The sequence below is a fragment of the uncultured Jannaschia sp. genome (assembly GCF_947494025.1).
Taxonomy (GTDB): domain Bacteria; phylum Pseudomonadota; class Alphaproteobacteria; order Rhodobacterales; family Rhodobacteraceae; genus Jannaschia.
Genome location: NZ_CANLTQ010000170.1, coordinates 1 through 341, shown reverse-complemented (window position 1 = coordinate 341; position 341 = coordinate 1). Strand labels below are relative to the sequence as shown.

1 protein-coding gene is annotated in these 341 nt (G+C 63.9%); it reads left to right on the top strand.

The genetic code is table 11. The annotated features are described in order from the left end of the window. Positions 1-16 precede the first annotated feature (16 nt). The coding region (locus tag Q1B08_RS21815; protein ID WP_299823601.1) for a hypothetical protein at positions 17-341 on the top strand (325 nt) is incomplete at its 3' end.

Below are 341 nucleotides of genomic sequence, written 5' to 3'. Positions count from 1 at the left end.
TGTGGAGCCAACACCGATGAAATCTGTCCTTTCGACCTTGCTCGTCGGTACAGCCCTTACCGTTCCGTTCGCCGCGCTTGCGCAACAAACCTCGCTCGAGGAAGCTTGCGCCAACCTTCAGGCCGCAATCGCCAGCGAATTACCCGAGGGGGCCGACGAAGCGCAGGTGACGCAGATCGTCGAGACCGGCGACGGTGAAGCTTGCCGCGTCGAGTACGAGCGTCTGTTCGTTGCTCAGGATCAGTCGGATCAGGCGCAGACCGGGACCAGCGCGACCGTGGCCGAGACGGAGTCGGTGACGCTGACCCTGCAGGACGAGGTCACGATCCAGGGCCGCGTGC